Here is a 4,986-nt window from a genome sequence, read left to right on the forward strand (position 1 = left end):
GTCCGTCGCGAATCCCGCCCACAAAAACCCCGCCTCTCGGCGGGTTTTTTGTTTCTGCTCAGGGCATCAGACGTTGAACACGTCATCCACCGACTTGAGCGGGTAGTTCTTAGGGTAGGGCAGCGTAGCCACGCCACTCTCGATGGCGGCCTTGGCCACCGCGTCGGACACCAGGGTGATCAGGCGCGGATCCATCGGCTTGGGAATGATGTACTCGCGACCGAACTCCAGACCGCACAGGCCGTAGGCAGCGCAGACTTCCTGGGGCACCGGCAGCTTGGCCAGGTCACGCAGGGCCAGCGCGGCGGCGATCTTCATTTCCTCGTTGATGCGCTTGGCGCGTACGTCCAGGGCACCGCGGAAGATGAAGGGGAAGCCCAGCACGTTGTTGACCTGGTTCGGGTAGTCCGAACGGCCGGTGGCCATGATTACGTCGCTACGGGTGGCATGGGCCAGTTCCGGCTTGATCTCCGGATCCGGGTTGGAGCAGGCGAACACGATCGGGTTGGCCGCCATGCGCTTGAGGCCCTCTGGGCTCAGCAGGTCCGGACCGGACAGGCCGACGAACACGTCGGCGCCTTCCAGGGCGTCGTCCAGGGTGCGCTTGTCGGTCTCGTGGGCGAACATCGCCTTGTACTGGTTCAGGTCGTCGCGACCGGCATGGATCACGCCCTTGCGGTCGATCATGTAGATGTTCTCGACCTTGGCGCCCATGCTGATCAGCAGCTTCATACAGGAGGTGGCGGCGGCGCCGGCACCCAGGCAGACGATCTTCGCGTTTTCCAGGGTCTTGCCGGCGATTTCCAGCGCGTTGAGCATGCCGGCCGCGGTGACGATGGCGGTGCCATGCTGGTCATCGTGGAACACCGGAATGTCGCACTGCTCGATCAGCGTGCGCTCGATCTCGAAGCACTCGGGTGCCTTGATGTCTTCCAGGTTGATGCCGCCGAAGGTGATGGAGATGCGCTTGACGGTGTCGATGAAGGCCTGGGGGCTTTCCGCGTCTACCTCGATGTCGAACACATCGACGCCGGCGAAGCGCTTGAACAGCACGCCCTTGCCTTCCATGACCGGCTTGGACGCCAGCGGGCCCAGATTGCCCAGGCCGAGAATCGCCGTGCCGTCGGAAATCACCGCTACCAGGTTGCCCTTGCCGGTGTAGCGATAGGCCAGGTCCGCATCACGGGCAATTTCCCGTACCGGCTCAGCCACGCCGGGGCTGTAGGCCAGGGCCAGATCGCGAGCGGTGGCAGTAGGCTTGGTCAGTTCCACGCTCAGCTTCCCGGGGCGGGGCTGGGCATGGTAGTCGAGAGCGGCTGTTTTCAAATCAGACATGGTGGAGGTATCCGCTTTTTTTTGTGCAGGGCAGCGAGCATACGAAAGAAGAATACCCCCCCACAAGCCGGCGCCGAACGGTGCGTAAAAAGGTCGCGAAAATCCAGAAAGCAATGCGACAGGGCGTCACATCCCGACGCGCTCGACGGGTCGCAGCAACACCGGATGATCCAGCTCGAGCAACCAGCGCGCCTGCCCGGGCCCCGGGCGCATGCGTTCCAGCACCCAGCCGCGCGCCTCCACCGTGCGCCCGCTCACACTATCCAGATCCAGGGCGCGGAAGCGCGCCTGATGCTGTGGCCGGATACGCAGCGCCAGGCCGCCGTCCAGCTCCAGCCAGGTCCCGCCGCGGTTGCGCGCCACCCGAGTGACTCGCCCGTGCACCAGCGCGAAACCCGGACGCCGCAGTTGCGCAGGCGCGAGCGCGGCCATATTCCGCCAGAGGCCCTTGCCGGCAAGGCGGGCCTCGGCCTCGGCCTGGTAATGGCAGTCCACCAGGCGCAGGTTGGGCGCCACCGCCACCTGCAGCGCCAGCCCCTCGCGCAGCAACAACGCGGCCAGGTTGCGCCCCTGGCGGTCGTACAGGTGTGCCAGTTCGCGGCCATGCCCGTCGCGGCGCTCGACCCCGGGCAGCATCCGCAGGCGCCCCGCGCTTTCCTGGACCTGCTCGACCAGGAAGCGCCGCGCCGCCTGCGCATAAGGCTCGGCAGGCCGGCGCTGCCCGCCCAGCTCAGGCGCGTTCACTCCGATCAAGCGCACGCGGCGACCATCCACCAGGCGCAGGGTGTCACCATCCACCACGCGTTCGACGCGCACCGTCTCGCCCTCGCCCGGCAGCGCGCAGAGGGCGGCGACTGGCCGGACGAACAGAACGGCAATAAAAAAGGCGCCCCACAGGGGCGCCTTTTTCTGCAGCACGGAAATACCCACCAGGGCTTCCCGAATGTCGGGCCTTACTTGGCGCCGAACACGCCGAAGCGCTGCTTGAAGCGATCGATACGGCCGCCGGTGTCCAGCACCTTCTGCTTGCCGGTATAGAACGGGTGGCACTCGTTGCACACGTCGATGCTCAGATCCTTGCCCAGGGTGGAGCGGGTCTTGATCACGTTGCCGCAGGAGCAGGTCGCAGTGACCTCGACGTAGTTCGGATGGATATCGGCTTTCATGGTACGTCCTCGAGTCGGCGTGCCGCCATCCGGCCCTATGCCGAATACCGCACGCAAAACAGGCGGCGGATGATACCAGAGCAGACCCTCGTTGCAAGAGCGCCCGCCACCGGCGTGCGCTTGTTAAGATCGCCGGCAATCTGCCAGGGATCGACCGTGACCAACCTCATTCTCCGCCTCGCCCTCCCCTCGCCGCTGCGCCGGTTGTTCGACTACCGAGCGCCGCCCGGCGTGCCGGCGTCCGCGCTCCAGCCTGGCACGCGCCTGCGCGTGCCGTTCGGCCGGCGCGAGGTGGTCGGCGTGCTGGTGGAAACCGCCCCGCACAGCGACGTGCCCGAGGACAAGCTCAAGGCCGCCCTGCAACTGCTGGACAGCCGCCCCCTGCTGCCCCCGGCGCTGTTCCGGCTATGCCTGTGGACGGCGCAGTACTACCAGCACAGCCTGGGCGACACCCTCAGCTGGGCCCTGCCGGTGCTGCTGCGCCAGGGCGAACCGGCCGAGGTACGCCAGGAACAGGTGTGGACTCAGGTCCCGGGCGCCAGCCTGGACGATCCGCGCCTGAGTCGCGCTCCGCGCCAGCGCGAGGCGCTGCGCACGCTGGCCCAGCATCCGCAGGGCGTGCCGCACAGCCTGCTCGGCAAGCTGGAGCTCAACCGCGACAGCCTAGAGCTGCTGCGCGACAAGGGCCTGGTGCAGGTCAGCGTGCGCGCACGCACGGTCAAGCCGCACCACGGCGGTTGGCTGGCGCAGGCAGAGCTGCCGCTGAACGCCGAGCAGAGCGCCGCTACCGAAGCGGTGCGCGCCAGCTTCGGCGGCTTCCGGCCCTTCCTGCTGGCCGGGGTGACCGGCAGCGGCAAGACCGAGGTCTACCTGCAGCTGATCCGCCAGACCCTGGAGGCCGGCAAGCAGGCGCTGGTGCTGATTCCGGAAATCAACCTGGGGCCGCAGACCCTGGACCGCTTTGCCCGCCGTTTCAACGCGCGCATCGCCCTGCTGCATTCGGGACTCAACGACCGCGAGCGCCTCGACGCCTGGCTGGCCGCGCGCGACGGCGACGCGGAGATCGTCATTGGCACCCGCTCGGCGCTGTTCACACCGCTGAAGAACCCGGGACTGATCATCGTCGACGAGGAACACGACGCCTCCTACAAGCAGCAGGAGGGCCTGCGCTATCACGCCCGCGACCTGGCGCTGATGCGCGCCCGCCAGGAGAACCTGCCGATCCTGCTCGGCTCGGCCACGCCATCGCTGGAAAGCCTGCACAATGCCGCAACCGGCCGTTACGCGCTGCTCAAGCTGACCCAGCGCGCCGGCGGCGCCCAGGCGCCGCGCTTCCTGCGCCTGGACGTGAAAAGCCTGCCGCTGGACAGCGGCATTTCCGGCCCGCTGCAGCAGGCCATGCGCCAGACACTGGAAGCGGGCCAGCAGGTACTGGTGTTCCTCAACCGCCGCGGCTTCGCGCCAACCCTGTTCTGCCAGGACTGCGGCTGGATCAGCCAGTGCCCGCGCTGCGACGCACGCATGACCGTGCACCAGCGCCACCACGAGCTGCGCTGCCACCATTGCGGGCATGCCGAGCGCACGCCGCACAACTGCCCCAAGTGCAACCATGTGGACCTGCGCCCGCTGGGCACCGGCACCGAGCGCGCCGAGGAACGCCTCAACACCCTGTTTCCCGACTACCCGGTGCTGCGCATCGACCGCGACAGCACGGCGCGCAAGGGCGCCATGGAGCAGTTGTTCACCACCATCAACAAGGGCGAGCCCTGCGTGCTGGTCGGCACCCAGATGCTCGCCAAGGGACACCACTTCCCGCGCGTCACCCTGGTGGCGATCCTCGATGCCGATGGCGGACTGTTCTCCGCCGATTTCCGCGCGCCGGAACGCATGGCCCAGATGATCGTCCAAGTCGCCGGTCGCGCCGGACGGGCCGACCAGCCCGGACGGGTGATCATCCAGAGCCAGCTGGCCGACCATCCTTTATTGGTGCAGCTCACCGAACAGGGTTACTTCGCCTTCGCCGAACAGGCGCTGGCCGAACGGCGCGCCGCCGGCCTGCCACCGTTCAGCCACCTGGCGCTGCTGCGCGCCGAGGCGCACCGTCCCGGCCAGGCCGAGGGCTTCCTCGACCTGGCCTGCGTCGAAGCCGAAGCGCTGCTTGAGGAACTGCAGGTCGCCGGCGGCATCGAACTGCTCGGTCCGGTACCGGCGCCGATGGAGCGCCGCGCCGGCCGTTACCGCGCGCAGCTGCTGCTGCAGGGCAACAGCCGGGCACCGCTGCACAGGCTGCTGCACGCCTGGCTGCCACGCCTGGAGCAGTTGCCGGACAGCCGCGCGGTGCGCTGGTCGCTGGACGTCGATCCGATCGACCTGTTTTGAGCAACGGCGGCCGGGAAAGCGCCAACCGCCCTACGATCTCGCCCGCGCACCAGCCCACCACGCAGGGCGGTCAACGCTGTTTGTGGCCGCCGGGCGGGGGGGGGGG

4 protein-coding genes are annotated in these 4,986 nt (G+C 68.0%); 1 reads left to right on the plus strand and 3 read right to left on the minus strand.

Features of this window, described 5'->3' with window-relative positions; translation table 11 throughout:
* Positions 1-66: 66 nt before the first annotated feature.
* From AS93_RS0117265 to rpmE, 3 genes are all read right to left on the minus strand, one after another.
* Entirely contained in the window at positions 67-1,335 is a 1,269-nt protein-coding gene (locus AS93_RS0117265) for a malic enzyme-like NAD(P)-binding protein (RefSeq protein WP_027591753.1), read from the minus strand.
* A gap of 126 nt (positions 1,336-1,461) precedes the next feature.
* The gene (locus tag AS93_RS0117270; RefSeq protein WP_027591754.1) at positions 1,462-2,265 is read right to left on the minus strand and encodes a thermonuclease family protein; all 804 of its coding nucleotides are present in this window, start codon (positions 2,263-2,265) and stop codon (positions 1,462-1,464) included.
* Positions 2,266-2,288: 23 nt separating this feature from the next.
* Positions 2,289-2,501: a 50S ribosomal protein L31 gene (gene rpmE / locus AS93_RS0117275; RefSeq protein ID WP_027591755.1), complete on the minus strand. Its 213-nt coding sequence runs from the start codon at positions 2,499-2,501 to the stop codon at positions 2,289-2,291.
* 156 nt (positions 2,502-2,657) lie between these two features.
* Between rpmE and AS93_RS0117280 the strand changes: the two genes are divergently transcribed.
* On the plus strand, positions 2,658-4,880 hold the full coding sequence (locus AS93_RS0117280; protein WP_027591756.1) for a primosomal protein N': 2,223 nt from the start codon (positions 2,658-2,660) through the stop codon (positions 4,878-4,880).
* The last annotated feature ends 106 nt before the right edge of the window (positions 4,881-4,986 follow it).

Origin of the sequence: Pseudomonas sp. RL (assembly GCF_000647775.1) — a bacterium.
GTDB lineage: Bacteria > Pseudomonadota > Gammaproteobacteria > Pseudomonadales > Pseudomonadaceae > Serpens > Serpens flexibilis.

Coding starts and splice junctions, on each gene's coding strand:
- AS93_RS0117265 (WP_027591753.1), bottom strand. CDS start 1,335: ATGTCTGATTTGAAAACAGCCGCTCTCGACTACCATGCCCAGCCCCGC.
- rpmE (WP_027591755.1), bottom strand. CDS start 2,501: ATGAAAGCCGATATCCATCCGAACTACGTCGAGGTCACTGCGACCTGC.